14 protein-coding genes are annotated in these 16,905 nt (G+C 55.8%); 6 read left to right on the forward strand and 8 right to left on the reverse strand.

Going from position 1 to position 16,905, the window contains the following annotated elements; translation table 11 throughout:
• Nucleotides 1–968 precede the first annotated feature (968 nt).
• From istB to PH605_RS19035, 3 genes are all read right to left on the reverse strand, one after another.
• Nucleotides 969–1,781: an IS21-like element helper ATPase IstB gene (gene istB / locus PH605_RS19025; protein WP_142845786.1), complete on the reverse strand. Its 813-nt coding sequence runs from the start codon at nucleotides 1,779–1,781 to the stop codon at nucleotides 969–971.
• Nucleotides 1,771–3,297 (reverse strand): IS21 family transposase, encoded by a 1,527-nt coding sequence (istA, locus tag PH605_RS19030; RefSeq protein WP_271040158.1) that lies wholly within the window; start codon nucleotides 3,295–3,297, stop codon nucleotides 1,771–1,773. Before istA ends, istB begins: the two co-directional genes overlap by 11 nt.
• 376 nt (nucleotides 3,298–3,673) lie before the next feature.
• On the reverse strand, nucleotides 3,674–6,112 hold the full coding sequence (locus tag PH605_RS19035) for an SIR2 family protein (RefSeq protein ID WP_142845784.1): 2,439 nt from the start codon (nucleotides 6,110–6,112) through the stop codon (nucleotides 3,674–3,676).
• Nucleotides 6,113–6,302: 190 nt separating this feature from the next.
• Here PH605_RS19035 and PH605_RS19040 point away from each other — a divergent pair, with 190 nt between their 5' ends.
• Nucleotides 6,303–7,328, forward strand: coding sequence for a peptidoglycan DD-metalloendopeptidase family protein (locus PH605_RS19040; RefSeq protein ID WP_142845783.1), 1,026 nt, complete (start codon nucleotides 6,303–6,305; stop codon nucleotides 7,326–7,328).
• Here PH605_RS19040 and PH605_RS19045 read toward each other — a convergent pair.
• Nucleotides 7,285–7,569 carry a hypothetical protein gene (locus PH605_RS19045; RefSeq protein WP_142845782.1) on the reverse strand — a complete coding sequence of 95 codons (285 nt, stop codon included), beginning with the start codon at nucleotides 7,567–7,569 and terminating at the stop codon, nucleotides 7,285–7,287. The genes PH605_RS19040 and PH605_RS19045 overlap by 44 nt on opposite strands.
• 409 nt (nucleotides 7,570–7,978) lie before the next feature.
• Between PH605_RS19045 and PH605_RS19050 the strand changes: the two genes are divergently transcribed.
• Nucleotides 7,979–8,149: a hypothetical protein gene (locus tag PH605_RS19050; RefSeq protein WP_162856858.1), complete on the forward strand. Its 171-nt coding sequence runs from the start codon at nucleotides 7,979–7,981 to the stop codon at nucleotides 8,147–8,149.
• Nucleotides 8,150–8,211: 62 nt separating this feature from the next.
• On the opposite strand, the gene PH605_RS19055 is transcribed toward PH605_RS19050, so the two are convergent.
• Both PH605_RS19055 and PH605_RS19060 read right to left on the reverse strand, forming a co-directional pair.
• Nucleotides 8,212–9,135 carry an SRPBCC family protein gene (locus PH605_RS19055; protein WP_142845781.1) on the reverse strand — a complete coding sequence of 308 codons (924 nt, stop codon included), beginning with the start codon at nucleotides 9,133–9,135 and terminating at the stop codon, nucleotides 8,212–8,214.
• Nucleotides 9,132–9,473, reverse strand: coding sequence for an ArsR/SmtB family transcription factor (locus PH605_RS19060; RefSeq protein ID WP_161987955.1), 342 nt, complete (start codon nucleotides 9,471–9,473; stop codon nucleotides 9,132–9,134). Before PH605_RS19060 ends, PH605_RS19055 begins: the two co-directional genes overlap by 4 nt.
• Before the next feature lie 285 nt (nucleotides 9,474–9,758).
• Between PH605_RS19060 and PH605_RS19065 the strand changes: the two genes are divergently transcribed.
• The 4 genes from PH605_RS19065 (at nucleotide 9,759) to PH605_RS19080 (ending at nucleotide 13,742) form a co-directional block, all read left to right on the forward strand.
• Nucleotides 9,759–9,977 carry a hypothetical protein gene (locus tag PH605_RS19065; RefSeq protein WP_003505772.1) on the forward strand — a complete coding sequence of 73 codons (219 nt, stop codon included), beginning with the start codon at nucleotides 9,759–9,761 and terminating at the stop codon, nucleotides 9,975–9,977.
• A 46-nt stretch (nucleotides 9,978–10,023) separates the two neighbouring features.
• A complete protein-coding gene (locus PH605_RS19070) occupies nucleotides 10,024–10,428 on the forward strand; it encodes a hypothetical protein (RefSeq protein WP_078053844.1) in 405 nt (134 codons plus the stop codon).
• Nucleotides 10,429–10,684: 256 nt separating this feature from the next.
• Nucleotides 10,685–11,578: a DMT family transporter gene (locus PH605_RS19075; protein ID WP_078053930.1), complete on the forward strand. Its 894-nt coding sequence runs from the start codon at nucleotides 10,685–10,687 to the stop codon at nucleotides 11,576–11,578.
• A gap of 148 nt (nucleotides 11,579–11,726) precedes the next feature.
• Entirely contained in the window at nucleotides 11,727–13,742 is a 2,016-nt protein-coding gene (locus PH605_RS19080; RefSeq protein WP_142845779.1) for a hypothetical protein, read from the forward strand.
• Nucleotides 13,743–13,784: 42 nt separating this feature from the next.
• On the opposite strand, the gene PH605_RS19085 is transcribed toward PH605_RS19080, so the two are convergent.
• Nucleotides 13,785–14,597, reverse strand: coding sequence for a nickel-binding protein (locus tag PH605_RS19085; RefSeq protein WP_142845778.1), 813 nt, complete (start codon nucleotides 14,595–14,597; stop codon nucleotides 13,785–13,787).
• 158 nt (nucleotides 14,598–14,755) lie between these two features.
• Nucleotides 14,756–16,699, reverse strand: a complete 1,944-nt coding sequence (locus PH605_RS19090) for an ABC transporter ATP-binding protein/permease (protein WP_142845777.1) — start codon at nucleotides 16,697–16,699, stop codon at nucleotides 14,756–14,758.
• Nucleotides 16,700–16,905 lie beyond the last annotated feature (206 nt).

Consider the following 16,905-nt stretch of genomic DNA (forward strand, 5'->3'; position numbering starts at 1 on the left):
ATAATAACAATATCATGATATTGTTATTATGATCGATCGCCACTCGAATCTGATCTCCACCCCAATCAATTCCATCTCACTCATATAGTTTCCGCGCATAATCATTCTCCAGCCATATCGGCAATTTCAATATAAAAATCATATATTTACGCGTCATCGTCCGGCGATTCGCAAATTGCAGGTCGTAAAACAAGATTCTGACTACGGATTTTCATCCGCCCTCAACATTCCTATACAATTCAATGCAGCATATATTTTATATGTTTCTGCGTATATATCTATATAAATATATGTTTACGGAATCCTCCCAGGTCGAAGGGGCTCCCCCCTCGTTATCTCGGCTTCCAAATCTGAATTCTTCTTCTGGTTGTACAAATATTGCTTCTTGCGTCGACGATTCATAATCTTCGCCACCCTTAGCCTCATCAGGGCTGTATCTGCACGAGCTGCAAGAACGTACATTTCATAGAGACCCATTTGAACACACCTTTCCTATCACGCGACGCAGTTGCGACCGTGTTATGAGCTTCATCTCTCTTTCCCATCTGCCTTTCAGCTCGATGGGCATTGCAACGGGGCACTGAAAACTGCCACCTAGGGAAATAAAGACACTTATCAGTGCCCCACATCAGTGATTTATGCCTGTCAGAGCCTGGCCTTCAGCCAATGCATTTCGAAGAGATAGAGAGGCCCACCACAAACCAGATTCCACCTCTCCTCCGGTCATTGCCAGAGGACTTTCCCTGTCAGGCCCCGAAATATGAGAGTGACGTCCTCTCTCACAACCGGCGCTAGTTCGACTTCAAAACAGGAGGTCTCCCGGTTTGTCGCTGAACAGGGACAGTATATGACAAGCAAACGCGGTGAGGATAAATGAGGAAATAAAAGTTCCGCTTATACGGAGAACAGTAGGTGTTGATTGCCACTGAGAACTGACCCGGCGTTTCCACCGAGAATTGACCCGCCTGTTAGGTATGTTTCGGGACTGTGGTCGTGGTCAAGTTCCTCGTTTTCTCCTTTGTCGTTTTAGTGTCGTGCGCTGAGCTGTTCTTGAAGCGGAAGCTGTCGTTTCCGGTTTCGAGGATGTGGCAGTGATGGGTAAGCCGGTCCAGCAGCGCAGTGGTCATCTTGGCATCACCGAATACGCTGGCCCATTCGCTGAAGCTGAGGTTTGTCGTGATGATGACGCTGGTTCGCTCGTAGAGCTTGCTCAGCAGATGGAAGAGCAGTGCACCACCTGAAGCGCTGAACGGCAGGTATCCCAGCTCGTCGAGGATGACGAGGTCGGAGTGGACGAGCCGGTTGGCAATCTGCCCAGACCGTCCTTGCGCCTTCTCCTGTTCCAGTGCGTTGACCAGCTCGACGGTCGAGAAGAACCGAACCCGTTTGTGATGATGCTCAATGGCCTGAACGCCGATTGCCGTCGCGATATGCGTTTTGCCCGTGCCGGGGCCACCGACCAGGACAATGTTGTTGGCGTCGTCGAGGAACTCGCAGCGGTGAAGCTGACGCACGAGCGCCTCGCTGATCTCGCTGCTGGTAAAATCGAAGCCATTCAGATCACGATAGGCAGGAAAGCGGGCGGTCTTGAGCTGATAGGCGGTCGATCGCACCTCCCGTTCGGCTGTTTCCGCTTTCAAGAGCTGCGACAGGATAGGAACGGCAGCCTCGAACGCCGGCGATCCTTGCTCCGTCAGTTCGCCGACGGCTTGTGCCATGCCGTGCATCTTCAATTGCCGCAGCATGATGACAATCGCGCCGCTTGCTGGATTATGACGCATGGCGGGCCTCCGTCTTCCTCAGGGCATCGTATCGTTCGACATTGGCCTTGGGCTCGTTGACGAGCGTCAGGGCTTGCGGCGCATCGATGGTCGGCGGCGTGAAGGATTTGCCGTCAACAAGTCGATGCAGCAGGTTCAGGACATGCGTCTTGGTCGGAACGCCGGACTTCAGCGCCATGTCGACGGCCGACAGGACGGCCTGTTCATCGTGTTGAAGGACAAGCGCCAGGATATCGACCATCTCCCGATCGCCGCCCGGCTTCTTCAGCAGGTATTGCTGTAAGGAACGGAATACCTCGGGGAGTTCGGCGAATGGTGCGCCATTGCGAAGCGCACCTGGCTTGCGCTGCACCACCGCCAGATAGTGCCGCCAGTCGTAAATTGTCTGTCCCGGCCGATCATGCGATCGATCGATGATACGACGATGCTCGCAAACGATCTGCCCTTCTGCAGCGACCACGACCCGTTCCGGGTAGACCCGCAGGCTCACCGGCCGGTTGGCGAAGGATGCCGGGACGCTGTAGCGATTGCGCTCCAGATGCACGAGGCAAGTCGGCGAGACGCGCTTGGTGTATTCAACGAACCCATCGAACGGCCGGGTAATGGGCATGAGCGCGGGTGCTTCCTCCGCCCAGATGTCGGCGATGGTGCCACGCATTTGCCCGTGCGGGGTCTGTGCCCAGAACTCCTTGCAGCGTTGCTCGAGCCAGTCGTTCAGAGCATCCAGCGATGGAAAGCGCGGCGTGGGCTGCCATAGACGATGACGCGCGTCCTGCACGTTCTTCTCGACCTGTCCCTTCTCCCAGCCCGAAGCCGGATTGCAGAACTCGGGTTCGAACAGGTAGTGGCTGGCCATCGCCTGGAAACGGACGTTGACATCACGCTCTTTGCCGCGGCCGACCTTGTCGATCGCGGTGCGCATGTTGTCGTAGATGCCACGGCCGGGGATGCCTCCGAACACGCGGAATGCATGATTATGGGCATCGAACAGCATCTCGTGCGTCTGCAGGAGATAGGCCCGCACGATGAAGGCGCGGCTGTAGCTCAGCTTCGTGTGTGCCACCTGAAGCTTGGTTCGCTCATTGCCGATGATCGCCCAGTCCTCCGACCAATCGAACTGGAAAGCTTCGCCGGGATCGAACGCCAGGGGCACATATGTCCCGCGGCCCGTCGTCTGCAATTCTCTCTGCCGGTCATCACGCCATTCCCGGGCAAATGCCGCCACCCGATTGTAGGAGCCCTCGTAGCCAAGGTTCATCAGATCGGCATGTAACTGCTTCATCGTCCGCTTCTGTTTGCGGTTCTTCTTGGATTCGGTCTTCAGCCAGGCCGACAACCGATCTGCAAACGGATCAAGCTTGCTCGGCCGCTCCGGGACCTTGAACTTCGGCTCCACGCCGTCCAGGCGCAGGTATTTGCGGATGGTATTCCGGGATAGGCCAGTCCTGCGGCTAATCTCCCGGATCGATAAATGTTCTCGAAAATGCCAGCGTCGGATCACGCTCAATAACGCCATGTCGATCACTCCATAGCCCTCGCTGAAAACATGCGAGGGAAGGTTGGAACATGGGTCAATTCTCAATGGAAATATCAGGCCACGCCGGGTCAGTTCTCAGTGGCAATCAACAAACAGTAGGTTTCAATTGTAGAACAACCGGCGCTAGGAAACTGAAAAATAAGCTCTAATAATTATTCGTCACAGACAAATCAACAATCGAGACCAGAATTTCATCAAGAAACTTGCCCGAATAGAACACCACTTCGTCATAATGGCCTTTGAGAAAAACTCCCTTGCGGGCATGGATCAAACCGCTCGGCCGTTGATCCGCATATCACCAAGAGCGGCTAGAGGCTACGGCTATCGGCAAGAGCTACGTGTGTGGCTTCTTATTCTAATCGACGGATGCAACAGCTTCCTGTCCCACCGCCTCCGGTAAAGCCTGACCTGCAATTCGACGCTGATAGTGTGAAATCATCGAACTAATTTGTGGATCACCAAGCTTTTCCTCGGCTGCAGTAAGGTAGGTTATTGCCTCATCGAAGTAGACTAAGCTCCCTGTCTTTCGATAATACTCGATCCCAAGATCAGCAAAAGCCGACAAGATGTTCTTGTTGATTGGATAGCGATCAACACCTTGGACAGCCAGCGAATAGGCATCCTCAAGGATAGCGACCCGATCCTCGTTCAACAGGCCCTTCGCACGAACAGCTCGCTCGACCAAGAGTTTGATCCTGTAACGATGAACGGGACCATCACTCCCGAAATCCTTGTTGAACAACCGAATCTCTGTCTCCGCCTTTTCAAATTGACCCTGATCAATCAGATTTCGGATCAAACGGTGTCTAGGAACACGCTCTCCTGGCGCGTTTGACATCATCATTCGTAGAAGGCGGTTCTGAACGTTCTTGTCGGGAATGCGAGCGATACCAGTTTCAACGTTGCAAAGTTCCCGCAAAGACCGGATTTCCACGTCATAGGTTGGTGAAATATTGCTGATGACGGCCTCGAACAAGGAGATTGTTTTTTCTAGATCTGAGAATTTGTACTTGGTAACAATACTCGCGATTACTGGGTGACGACAGCGCCAGCCATAAATTCCTTTGCGCTCGTCGAGATTATATTCCGTTATGATCTCGGTAAGACTAGAGAGCATTGGCGCAATGCTCGCGGCATCAACACCGAGAAGGCGGATAATCAACTGACGGTGGACCCGAATTCCAGCAGTCTCCATCGCCGCCACATAGCGGTAGATATCCTGCAATTGCGGAGCAAGATCCGCATACTCCTTGAGCATGATATCGTCAAAATTGTCATTCGCGAAGATGTTCTTAAGGCAGACAAACATGTCAGCCTCGCAGCGCACTGAAAGCCTGCGACGCCGTTCTTCTCGATTAAACCCCTCGAATTGATCCTCGACCAATCCCCGCACGTCTTTGTTTGTATCAAGAAGCGTCAGCAGGGACTCGATCTCGTCAAGCGCAAGCTTGGATAGGGTGAACACCTTACCATATTTGAAGATATTCGGAGTTTTGATGCGGGGATACCAGTGGTTCTTTGAAGATGACAGGATGACTTTGAGATGTGGATTGTCGAATTGGACGAGGAGATCAATAAGGTCGTTTACTTCCTGTAAGTGTCGATGGGCATCGTCCACAAAAAGTGTGCCGATCTCCTGCTTATCTTTTAGCTCTTGGGCTACATCGCGCCACTTGAGGACGTTCAGGGTGTGATCACCCCTATGTTCGAAGCAGACATATCCGTTCCCTCGTAGTAGATTCAGTGTTTGCCGGATAGCGGTCGTCTTGCCGACTCCACTTGCTCCCAGGACCGTGACACAGAGCGTGGCTTCTCCAGCCAAATAGCCGATGACCTCATCGACGACTTTACGCTTGAAGGTATTTCCAGCCACGATATCCGCATAAGTAGCAGATTTTCCGTTGAACATGCCACTGATGTCGGCCGGAAGTCCGCACGCATGAGCGACGTCGATGGTCACTGGCTCCAATACTGGAAACCTCCCAAGAATTGGGAGATCATTCGGGATCGTGGAGGCCTTAGGAATCTTGGGCGCTAAGGCGGCGAAAAACTCGTCGATTCCTCCGAAAGCGACTTTAATGCCCCGATTTTCAAACAGCGACGCCCTGTCCTCGTCGGGCGAATACATCAACAAGCAGATGCGACCTGGAGACAGAATTTTCGCGTTGACTGCCGCAGCTCGGTTCACAATAGCTTTGATATCAGGGTCGGCTAACGAATGGCCGATGATTATAAGGTCAGAGCCCGCTAGGTCGCCTTTGAGGCGGTCGTAAAGCGACTCTCTATAGGTCTCGGTCTGTTCATAGTCTGCTTCAGAGAGGATGATGCGCGAGGTATGACCATCGCAGATGTCATACTCAATGGTACCGTGTATTTTAAAGAGGACAGCATCCTCGGATTCGTCGCCCGTCGTGAAGCTGAAGTTCGAGTGGTAGACCCGTGCCTTCTTCCCTTTGCTAGAATACGCTTGCTCGATAAGATCGTCGTAGTTTGTAGTGAATATGCTTTTCCAAGGATAGAGAGGCAGATTCTTGAGGCCGCCAGTTGGCTTCAATCCGGCACAAACTTCACGTAGAAGATCGATAACTTTGCGACGGCTCTTTTTGGATTCGCATATGCTGGCCATTTCGCTAAGCGTATAACCGTTAGCATCGACGCTGAACGCTTTCGAATATTTTTCGATGAGCGCGGTTACAGACGGCGCACCCGAAGGAATTGATGATCCCGAGCCGAACAATAGAACCGTGTTCTTCGGGTTTATTTCCTTGGCAAGGTCTTCAAGCTTTATTGGCATGGTGCGACTCCATTCAAATGAACGGTAAGCACAAGTCAGCGTTGGTTGCAACTTATGCAGGAATTAATCCACCGCGCATTAAAAGGACCTACTATCATAGCCCTTCTAGTGATCTTGCCTTCAAGATGCATTTAATAGAAAATGCAGCTCTTAAGTGTTTTGCTTCGGCATTCCGCAATTAAGGCAAACAATGAAGCGTTCTATTGCTATTGTTCTAGTTCTGCTCATAAGCGTCAGACCGTTTCCGGCTGTTTCCGACGAAACGACGGGGATGTGCTCGCCCATCGTCAACGGCACGAAGGGCGACGTGCGGGTAGTCATCAGGTGCGCGAACTATGTGGAGGAATTTCAGTCCAATCTGGAGTTCTCGATAAAACAAATTAAACGCGTTTTTGAACTCCTCAGCCAAACCCAGATTTCGATCCTTGATCTCAGGGTTGATCAATATGAAAAGAACCAAACTGATGAACAGTGGCAGCTGTTGATCGAAGATCTCCAATACATCAACGAGGTGATAAGTGCTTCAAAGCAAGCAATTCTTATCTATCGCACAAAAATACAGAAGAAAGAGACTAAAACGGGCGAAGCGCTGATGAAACGATTGGAAGAGCGAAGACAGCTAATGGTTGAGCTGACGTATCGGAAGGACAAACTCACGGGAAATGCGTTCAACGACTGGATTGATCGATACACAAAGGTGCGCAGTCAAACAAAAGTCGATGTGATCGCTCTTATGAAGGCTTGGGACCTTTATTACTCTTGTGGACCAAAGAAGGTTTGGCCTGCTTATGGTAAAGTGGTTTCAACGTTTAAGGAGCAAAGCCCTTCAGAAGGCTTAGAACTACAGCTTCCCGAAAACTCAAAAATCCGGGCCACTACGGACGGAACTGTCGCATCGATCACTATGTCGCCGGATACCGGGATAACAATGATCATTGAGAGACAAAGCTTACTTGGAGATAATGCTACCGGCCAGATATATGGAAACCTTGGTGCAGTTGATGTTGCTGAAGGACAAAACGTGAAGAAGTTTCAAAACATTGGAGCATTCGATGCACAACGGGTTTTTGCCAACAAGCCCTTCTACTATAGGGAGTTCGAACAAGTTCAAGATTCTTATAAACTACTGGACCCGTATGATTTTCTGCAAGACCAGAAATTGCCGAATCGGCTTATTGGATCTGCAAGTGAACGGACCCTTCCGTGCGATCTATGATCGGTGATTTATCTCCGTTCGTAATCGAGTTATCGTTAGATAGAACCCATGCGATGATCCCCGCAATTGCGATTGACCACACCAAAACGCTAATAAGCCGGATAACGCGGTAAGCATCTTCTTTGCTCAGTCGCGGAAAAATATTCTTACGAATAATGTCGCGGAATACTAAAATTGCGGCTCCAATAGCAACACCTCCAATACCGGCAACTTGAGCAAGCACCTTCAAAGTTTCAGACATATTACTTCTCCGACTTCATGCGACCACGGACAAATGTCCATCTGCGTCTGGTTCGGTTGTTAGATTTGCGCGTTTTCACGCATGAAGCAATCGTTAAGGCGCGCAGCACTTTTATTGTTGATGTTTCCCGCTAAAATTGATCAAATCATTGTATTATTTAATTTTTCGATGAAAGAAATATTTCCAATCAAGTGAACAAAACGAAAGAAGATGGGGAATTGAAGGTGATCATAGGAAGAGGATTGGCCGCTGCCACCCTGCTTTTTCAAGCTCTGCCGCCTTCGCCGCGCCGACATACCTCAGCTGCGAATTCGCAAGTTCGAAAGGAACCCCTCAGGTGTTCAATTTCGCTCTCGACGAAGCCGTCGGGACATTTGGAGTTTATGTCCCGGCTTCTGGAAGCCAGAGAATGGAGAAAGGCACCTTTGCCGGTGGTAAAGCGAGCCTGAATGAAGGCTCGGTGGCATGGGAGATCGATATCGCCAAGGGTTCAGTCATTCGTGACAAGCGCATGGTTGGCGAGAAGGATGGCGGGACCTGCAAGACGATCTCGCACGCACAGAGCGACTTTGAAGAGTAATGCCGGTCTGGACAGGAGCCAGTATCGAGACCTCTGCACATGGAGCTGGCGGTCCGGTGCATCTATAGCGCCTTGGCGAAGCGTTCCAGTTTGCCCAGCGTTTGCTGACCCAGCTCCACGGCGCCGAAACCCTTCGCTTGCTGGAACTCGGCTTCCGTGCTGAACACCATGCCCAGCACAACTTTCGTCGCGCCATTCTGATCTTCAAAGGAGGCCCAGGCATCGGCATGTTTCGGCCCGTTTTCGCCCCATAGCAGCGTATAGGCGAGCCTCTCTTCGGGGCGCACCTCGACATAACGATGATGGTTCGGGAAAACTGTGCCGTCAGGGCCGATCATGTCAAAGACCCATTCGCCGCCGGTCCGCAGGTCAATCCTCTTCGTGCGGCAGGAAAAGCCTTCCGGGCCCCACCATTGCGGCAGCGTCTTTTCATTCATCCAGGCTTTCCAGACAATGTTTCGCGGCACCTTTATCGTTCGCTCCAGCACCATGGTTCGCCCGGCCACGCTGGCCAGATTGTTGAGACCGGCGCTGAAACCTTGTTGATAGCCATTGCGCATATCCTCGGCCAGGGAGGAAAGTTGCACCGTTACGGTCAAGCGGCTACGCTCTTCTACATCCTGAAAATCGGCAGTTACCAGCGCTGCCGACTGCGTTACGCCGCCGGATGAGACCACCTCATAATTCACGCTGCGGCGGGTTGGCTGCAGCTCCAGCCAGCCGCATTCACAGCGAATATCCGGCTGGCCGGCGACCTTGCAGAGCGACACTTCGCGACCGCCCAGCCTGCTGTCCGCCTCCAGGAACTCCACGGTGACCGAGGGCGAGGGAGAGGCCCACACCGCCCGGGCGGCGGGTGACAGCCAGACCTGCCAGAGCGCCGATAGCGGAACGGCAATTTCCCGTTCGAAGCTGAGCGTTGCAAAACGATCTTGCCGCTGATGCGGTTCAGTGTGTGCGCTTTCGTGATCCGGTTTCGTTGTCATTCGGATTCCTCCTTCATGGCTTGCATTGCAAATGCCTCCAGCCGGTCAAGCCGGCTCTCCCACACGGCCCGCTGCTCATCGAGCCATGTGCTTACCGGCTCCAGCGCTTGAGGCACGATGGCGCAGGTGCGCACCCGACCATCCTTGGACGTGACGATCAACCCTGCCTCCTCCAGCACGGAAAGATGTCGCATGACCGTGGGCAGACGCAGCCCCGTGGGCGCGGACAGTTCCATGACCGGCGCCGGCCCGCCGCCGAGGCGCGCCAGAATCGCCCGCCGCGTCGGATCGGCCAGAGCCTGGAAGATCAGTGAAAGTTCCTGATGATGCTTAGTCATATTGCTAACTATCATGTTTCATCGCGATGGGGCAAGGAAAAACTTAGCAGATTAACTAAGTTTTATCGGGAGGAATGGCCCCGGAGATGAAATGCCGATGCGTCGTCCGGCCGTCTCGTTTGGGTAACCGGGCCTTTCCCCTTCATGCGCCTGGCGTTCGGCAACGGGCGGCGGATGCAACTGCCGGGCCGGAAAAGGGCCATCAAAAGTTGCAGAAAAAGATTGACTCTCGCTGCCGCCTGAGTGAGCTTCGCCGGGAAAAGACGGGGAAAAAATCAAATCATCATGTCACCAGAACGCTTTAATCAATGCCTGCGGGTGATCCGCTGGACGCCGATCAATATTGCGTCCGCGCTGCAATGCGAACTTTCATGGATCGAGGCGCTGGAAGCGGGCAACGAGGAGGTTCCCGCTGGCCTGGCGACATGGCTGGAAACGCTGGCGCAAGCCCATGAGGCTCTTCCGCCTCCGTCCACTTACAGAGGAAAACGGTCGACATTCTGATGCGGCCGGCAGCTTTCAGCCTTTACCAACGATTGGATTATTCGAAATGAAATATGTCATAGCAGCTCTTGGCCTGATCGCCTTCTCAAGCCCCGTCCTCGCCGCATCCTGCGAGAAGAACTTCACTGTCTCAGGCGTACCGATGGTGACGGCTGTCTCTTACAAGTCCTGGCAGGAGCTGCCGAAGGCGAAAGCGCCCGCCGTGCTGCAAAAACTCGCTCAGGCCGTGGCGGCGGAAGGTTTTGCAGGCATCCAGATCAACAAGGCGTTGTCTTCCATCGATGCGCATCAGGAAACCAGCGGCAGCGGCAGAATTCAGACGCTGCGGGTCGTGGCCCGGCAGAAGGGCGCCGCGGTGCGAATTGATGCTGTCTTCAACATTCAGGCAGGGCAGATCGCGGACAAGAACGTCATCCGCGAGGGCATCTGCAATATCATCAATGGCGCGTGACGCACGGTGAATGACCCGTCCGTTCGCAGTCTCGATGCCGGCGCACGCTGACATCGAGACTGGGGAGCTGTGCGGGTGCGGCGCATTTGTTGCGAACGGACGCGGCGGCTGGCCCGCCGCGGGCGGCGGGCCATGTGCTGGTGCATGCCGTTGATGGCGATGCTTAGGGTATGGCGGGCAAACCCGGAATCTGCGATGGGTGCAGACAGGGATAGTGTCCGCAGCCGAAAGCAGGCTGCGAATCGACGGGGAAAACATGCCGATCTATGAACTGGCTGCCGTGGGCGCCGCGACGTGCTGGGCGATAACCGGGCTTCTTGCCGCGGGCCCGGCGGGGCGGCTTGGAGCGCTGGCCTTCAACAGGACGCGGCAGCTTTTTGTCGCCGCTTTGCTGGGGGTCTATGTGCTCGCGTCAGGCTCCTGGCGAGAGCTTCAGCCCGAGGCATTGTCGTCGCTTATCCTTTCCGGCTTCATCGGCATTTTTGTTGGCGACACGCTTCTCTTTACCTGCCTCAACCGGCTGGGGCCGCGCCGTTCGGGAATCCTGTTTGCGCTGAATGCCCCGATCGCCGCGCTGCTGGCATGGGCGGTGCTTGGCGAGCAGCTTCCCGCAAGCGCCATTGCCGGCATAGGTCTGACACTCAGCGGCGTGCTGCTGGCAATCCTCTTCGGCAAGCGCAAGGCGCAGCTGCATGAATGGGAGAGCGTGAAGGGGCCTCTCTGGCTCGGCGTGCTCTTCGGCCTTCTGGCGGCGCTCAGCCAGGCGGTCGGCTCGCTCATTGCGAGGCCCGTGATGGCGACCGGGATCGATCCTCTTGCCGCTTCCATGCTGCGTGTCGGGGTGGCCGCCCTTTGCCTGACCGCACTGACCATGCTGCCTATCGAGGCTGTCAGGCCCAGAGGCCCGATGACCCGAAGCCTGTTCCTCCAGACGGCGTTCACGGGCATCATCGCCCTGGCTTTCGGCATGACGCTGCTTCTTTTTGCCCTTTCCGGCGGCAAGGTCGGCATCGTCTCGACACTGTCGGCAACGACGCCCGTGATTATCCTGCCATTGCTGTGGCTGAGAACGCGGGAAGTGCCGGCGCCCGGCGCATGGGCCGGCGCCGCACTTGTCGTGGCCGGTATGGCGCTGATGTTCTGGAGATAGCTTCAACCCGATGGAGAACGGGTGCGGAAACACCTCATCCGCGTCGAGACTTTTCACGCCAGAATTCAGACAGCAATGACCGCTTGCTAAGCAACTTTTGCGTGCTTAAAAGGCGTCTAATATCAGTTCGTTAGAGAGGACCAACTTCGTGGAACAGGAAAACATCCAGACCGGTAAGGGTCGGCGCAGGGCGCTTTGGGCGGCAGTTGCGATTATTGCCGTTGCTGCCGCAGGCGTCATCGGCGGCAAGACCTTCTACGAAGCAAAGGTGAAGGAGCTGGTTGCCCGCAGCGGTGCGACTGCCACTTCCATCGAGGTTGATTTTCTCGGGAAAATTCATGTTCGCGATCTGACGCTGCCGCTTGAAGAGGGCAGGAATATCAAGATCGCGGCTATCGACGGACGCCCGAAACTTCCGTTTCTGGACGGCGCGCTGGACATGAACACCATCGACATCGATGTGCCGACCGGAAAGATTTCAATGGCACAGGCCCGCGTCGAGAATGTCGCGTTCCAAAAGCCGGCACAGGCGGAAGGAAACGGCGGCTCCCTGCCCCGGCGCATCGAGCGCTTCGCGGCGACAAGCATCTCCACGCCGGAGGTGACGTTTACCCAGTCCGTCGCGACCACCGAGCAGAAGACCGTTTACAGGAACCTCGCTCTCTCTGAGATCGCCGGCGGCCGTATTGCCCGATACTCTATCGATAATGGCAGCTACGACATCAAGATGCAGCTTCCCGACAGCGAAGGTGCGATGAAGGACAAGCATATGGTCGTGTCGACCGGCGCGATCGCCGGCCAGGACATCGACGTCGCTTATCTCGCCCGGCTCTATACGGAAAAGGCGGGCCCGGACGACAAGGAAGCGAAGCCGCTCTACGGGCCGCTCTCCATTAAGGCAGTTTCCTTCTCTGAAGGAGACGGTCATTTCAGCTACGATGAAATCCGCAGCGATGGCTTTACCGCCCGCATGCCGTCCGAACCGCTGCTGGAAACCCTCAAAACGCTGACGACCACCCAAGATCCTGACGAGCTTTCACCGGAGGCGCGCCAGGCGCTTTTCGCGAAGGTCGTGTCCATTCTCGACATGTTCGGCAAGAGCAACATGCAGTTCATCGGCCTCAAGGCCGACGCGCCGGATGAAAAGGAAGGCGCGGCCGGCAAAAGGGTCAAGGCCACCATCGACCGCATCGACATGCAGATGGACAGCCGCAAGCTCGACTTTGGCTTGAATGGCATGTCGATCGGCGATGGCGACGGCAAGATTGAAGTCGCGGAAGCGAGCCTCAAGGGCTTCGACTGGAGTTCGACGATCAAGGGAATTTCCGAGATCATCGCGCTCGACGAGACGCAGATGGAGACCTTCCAGTTCAATCGCCTGATACCGGAACTCGGCAGGGTGCGCCTCGGCGGCATCAACGTCGATATGGCCGCACCGGAAAAGACGGAGGAGGAGACGGAAGAAGAAGCGGCCGGAACGCCGGAACGTATCAAATTCTCACTCAAGAATTTCGAGATGGGGTTGACCAAGCCCTTCAACGGCATTCCGACCGATATCGAGATCAGGCAGGACGAGCTCACGCTTCCGATCCCGGCGGATTCGACGGAGGAAGTTTTCGTCGAAGCCCGTAAACTCGGTCTCGAAACGCTGGCCTTCTCTTATGGTCTCGCCGCCGGCTGGGACGAACCGAACAGCAATCTGGTGATCCGCGATATCTCGCTCAGCAGCAAGGATTTCGGCAGCGTCAATTTTGCCGGTCTGGTAAGCGGCTTTACGGAAGAGTTCTTCTCCTTCGACGTCAATCGCGCGCAGGCGGCACTCTTCGGGCTTGCCGGCCGCGAAGTGAAGCTCACGATCAAGGACGAAGGTTTGATGGCCAAGGCGATCAAGCTTTATGCCCTGCAGAACGACATGACGGAAGATCAGGTACGCGCCACTCTCACTCTGGTGGCGAGCATGATGCTGCCGCAGGTGGCAGCTGAACAGCCCAAGCTCCAAAACGCCGTGCAAGCGCTCGTCCAGTTCATCAGCAAACCCGGTACCCTGACGGTAACGGTCAAATCCACCGGCGCGAACGGTCTCGGCATTTTCGATCTGGTTGCCGCTTCCGACAATCCGATGGGGCTTCTCGACAAGGTCGATATTCAGGCGACGGCCGAATAAATCCGGCGATTTCCGCCCCTCCAGTGGCTGCACAGGCTTTAGCTAGTGCAGCCACTCGCAACTATAGGCCAGCACCGGCTCGGCAAAGCCCTTCAGCCTGTAACGATCGCCGTGGACGAGGACATCGGCGCCGCCATATTCCTGGAAGGTCTTGTCCGAGATCAGGATCTGGTCGCTCTCGGCGGCGGCGCAAAGCCTTGCCGCCAATTGCACGGTCGTGCCGAAGAAATCATTGCTGTCTTCGATAGGCTCCCCGCAATCCAGACCGATACGGATGTGAATGGGCTCGCCCCTGTCGCTGTTGTAACGATGGAACTCGCGCTGGATATCGATGGCGCAATCCACCGCAAATGGCGTGGAGGAGAACACGGCCATTATGCCATCGCCGGTGTGCTTGACCTCTCGTCCCGAGCGCCGCCCCAGACAACCCCGCACGAGGGCGTCGTGCGCCCGGATAAGTTCCGCCGCCATGCGATCGCCGAGGCGGGCCGTCATTTCGGTTGAACCGACAATGTCCGTGAAAAGGATCGCGCGGTGGCCGGGGTCCATATTTTTCGAGACGGCCCCGGGTGCTACCGGATCCTGTATTCGCCCGAGAAACGCTTCCACCGCCGACAGCGCGACTTCCACCACCTCGCTGGCGACGAAGCCGTGCGCTTCGCGATGCACGCACTGCGCGGTTTCAGCGTCCGGCGCGTCCATAAGGCAAAACGCCGTGCCGCGCCTTTCATCGAACCAGTAGGTCAAAAACCTGACGCCGTACCGATCCTGAATGTTGATATCTTTAAGATGTGCCGCGGCGATATCGGCAGCGGAAACGCCGGCAAGCTCGTGCCGGTCCATGAAGATAGGCATTGGTTTCCTCCCAAGAGTATATCGTTGCCTCCTCTGCCAGCCATTTTATGACTTCGCCGAATTGCCGTCCATCGTTCTTACGGGTGACGCCGCACAGGGCGGGAACACCGGAAAGGGCGATATTCGTTCGCGTTAGCACTCGCGACAGCCGCAGCGACTTAGCTGCGTTTGACCATGCGCCGAAGCAGGGAGCGGGATCTGGCCTTGCGGGAAATGAGGTGGATATCGCTGACCAGCTTTGCGCCGCCTTCCCGGCGTTCCAAGGTTATTTTCCGGCTATGGAAGGCCTCCAGTTCGGCACGATGCGCCACGCTGATGATCGTGGCGTCGGGCAACTCATCGATCACCGTCTGCATCATCCTGTCCTGGCTTTTTTCGTCGAGAGCCGCGGTCGCCTCGTCCATGACGATGATATCCGGGTTGTTCAGCAGCAGGCGGGCAAAGGTCAGCCGCTGTTTTTCACCGCCCGACAGCGTCTGGTCCCACGGCGCCTCCTCTTCCACCTTGTCTTTGAGATGGCCGAGACCAACCTTGTCGAGAGCTTCTCCTATCTCTTCGAACGTCCAGCTCTCGGCCGCCTGCGGATAGCAGACCGCCCGGCGAAGGGTGCCGGAGGGCACATATGGCCGCTGCGGCAACATGAAAAGCCGGCTGCCGGCCCGAAAACTGACGCTGCCTCCGCCCCACGGCCAAAGGCCCGCGATTGCCCGCACAAGCGTGCTTTTACCGGATCCGGATTCGCCTGCGACGAGCACCCTTTCTCCCCGCCCGATTTCCACATCGGTCTCCTTGACAACGGCCGTGCCGTCGCCGAGCGACACCGAAACATCCTTGAGGCTGAGCATCGTTTCGCCTTCCGTTTCGCCGCGTACGATCCGGCCGAGCTTATCGCTCTGTTCGGCCCGCTCCAGCCCGTCAAGCGACATCATCAGGGAGGCAACGCGGCGTGCACAGGCATTCCAGTCCGCCAGCCGGGGATAGTTGTCGACCAGCCAGCCGAAGGCGGATTGAACGATGGTGAAAGCGGATGCCGCCTGCATGACCTGGCCGAGAGACATGCTTCCATCGAGAAATTTCGGCGCGCAGAGAAGAAGCGGAACAACGGGCGCAATCAACATCGATCCATGCGACACGACCGTGGTGCGCATATATTGCTGCGCCATCTGCTTCCATTGGTGTCGGACATTGCGGAACCTCCTGTCGAGGTCGCTTCGCTCTTCCTCTTCGCCGCCCAGCAGGGCGATGCTTTCCCCGTTTTCCCGGACACGGGTGAGCGTGTAACGGAATTCCGCCTCCAGCTGGTTCTTGACCTCGGAGACCCGGACGAAGTTCCGGCCGATCAACGCAATGGAACTGGATGTGATGAGCGCATAAATCACCGCCGCGATCACCAGAAAACCGGGTATCGTGACCGATAAGCCGCCGATCGGCAGCGTCAGCGCGCCGCCAATCGTCCACAGAACGACGATAAAGGTGGACGCCGATACGAAGGCGGCAATGACGCCCGCCACGAAATCCACGGGCGCTTCGGTAGCGATCCGCATATCTTCCGACAGCCTCGCCTCCGGATTCTGATGGTCGCCGTCGATCAGGTTGAGCTGGTAATAGCGGCCATTTGCGATCCATCGGGAGACCAGCACTTTGGTCAGCCACGACCGCCAGCGGCGCTGAATGCGCATTCTGACGTAAACCTGCGAGGTCACAATAAAAACGCTTCCGAGAACCAGCGGCGGGAATATGGAAGCGAGAAAGTAGACCGTCGATGCATCCCGTTTTTCAATCGCATCGAAAATCCCGCGATTCCAGACGTTGATGCCATATTGGAAACCGACATTGACGCCGATCATAGCGAGAAGCCCGATGGAGAACGGCCAGGCAAGCCCGTCCCCACGGCGGCTCCAGAAACCCCGCGCGCTGATCAGGAAGCGCTTCAGAAGATATCGCTTGCGAGCCTCTTCGGCCTGCTGCGGCGTCAAACCCGCAGCGGGCTCCAATTCCTCCGGCGGAAGGGGATCATCGGGTGCGTCGTTGGCATGAACATTCTCTGCACCGTTGTGGCCGGTGCCATCGACTGGTTTGGGTTTTGCGTCAGCATCGGTCATGGATGCATAAACGGATGACCGTTTGAAAAGTTGCCGGCCCGGGACGCCGGTTTTTTCTCCACTTCAGCAGATAGCCAAATCCCGGTCCAAGCAGAGCGCCGGCGATGACCCATTCCATCTGGCCGAGCGAAATCGGCGCCGCTGCCGCTCAGCGCGTGTATCCGGCCATACACGGATATGGGAACCATTCGTCCCGCTCTGCGCTC

Origin of the sequence: Agrobacterium sp. CFBP 3001 (assembly GCF_027871605.1) — a bacterium.
GTDB classification, from domain to species: Bacteria; Pseudomonadota; Alphaproteobacteria; order Rhizobiales; family Rhizobiaceae; genus Agrobacterium; species Agrobacterium leguminum.